The sequence below is a fragment of the Parasphingomonas frigoris genome (assembly GCF_036663815.1).
Taxonomy (GTDB): Bacteria; Pseudomonadota; Alphaproteobacteria; order Sphingomonadales; family Sphingomonadaceae; genus Sphingomonas.
This window is the reverse complement of the sequence record NZ_JAXOJQ010000070.1, coordinates 1-1170: the sequence shown is the minus strand read 5'-3', so window position 1 is coordinate 1170 and position 1170 is coordinate 1. Positions and strand designations below refer to the sequence as shown.

Sequence of the window (1170 nt, the reverse complement as noted above, 5' to 3'; positions counted from 1 at the left end):
GCGTTCCTGCGCGGTGCGACCGAGCCACCGCCCAAGTCATGGTTCTTCAAGGCCGAGACGTGGAAAGAGAAGAAGAACGCGCTCGCGTTGAAGGTGCCGGAGGGCGCGCGGCAGTTGGTCGTGTTCCTGGTGCCGGAGAGCGGCGGGTTCGATGCGGTCGTGTCGGCGGTGCGCAAGCAGCCGGGGGCGTTCGTACGCGCGGTGCAGGATCTCGACCAGGCGTCGCTCGATCGCGCGCGGCTCGATGCGTTTCTCGACGGGATCCATGCGCTGGAGCGGACGCGGCCCGAGCGGATCGAGGCGGTGTCGCCGTTGCTGTCGCGCAGTCTGGCGATCAAGTTGAAGGCGGAGTGCCTCGATCTGGCCGCCGATCTGCAAGCGTCGTGCCTGACGCAAAGCCGCGATTCTCTGGTGCTGGCGGATGGGCAGAGCTCGACGCTGGCGGATACGCTTGTGGGTGCGCCGACCGACCTGGCGCTGCAACTGAGCGCGACGCCGGAGGGCGGGCTCGGCTATTACAGCCCGTATATCGGCGTGGTGCGCGATCTGGCGAAGATCTTCGGCGCGTTCCAGTCGACGCAGTTCCGATATATTCCAGCGCTGGCGCGGGCGCACGACGATCGGTTGGCGCTGCTGCTGAACGCGGCGCCGTCGTTTGCGAGCCCGAAATCGGTGATGGTGGTCGCGATGCCGGTGATCGAGACAGGCGCGCCGCAGACTCCGACGATGCGGCGGGCGGAGGCGGACCGACTGGTCTGTGCGGCCCGGCCCGATCTGGTGCTGCCGGTCGAGGGCGCGCCGCTGATCTATGCGACGAAGTTCGCGCACGACATGATGCTGCGCGTGACGACGCCGCAGGGCGACAGCGTCTTCCGCGCGAGCGTCGCCCCGACGCAGCGGATCGGCGAGCTGTTCGTGCCGATCCACTGGACCGACCGCACCGCGACCGGCGGGCGGACCGGCCTGCTCCCCCGCCCGCTCGCCGATCCGATCTCGGGCCAGCCGGGCTTCAAATCGACCCCCGTGCGGATCGAGCCGGTTGCGACCGAGTGGCGCGGCTTCGTCGTCGTTCGCGGTGAACTGGTAAGCCGCCCGGACTGCCTGTGGGCGACGCGTGTCGCGGTACCGGGTGGAACGGCGTGGGACATGGCGGGCAATGGCGACGCCGAC

General features: G+C 69.3%; 1 protein-coding gene. It reads left to right on the top strand.

Translation table 11 applies throughout. The features are described 5' to 3' along the window. Positions 1 to 1170: molybdopterin dinucleotide binding domain-containing protein (locus U1872_RS22525; RefSeq protein ID WP_332795084.1), on the top strand; the 1170-nt coding region annotated here is incomplete at both ends.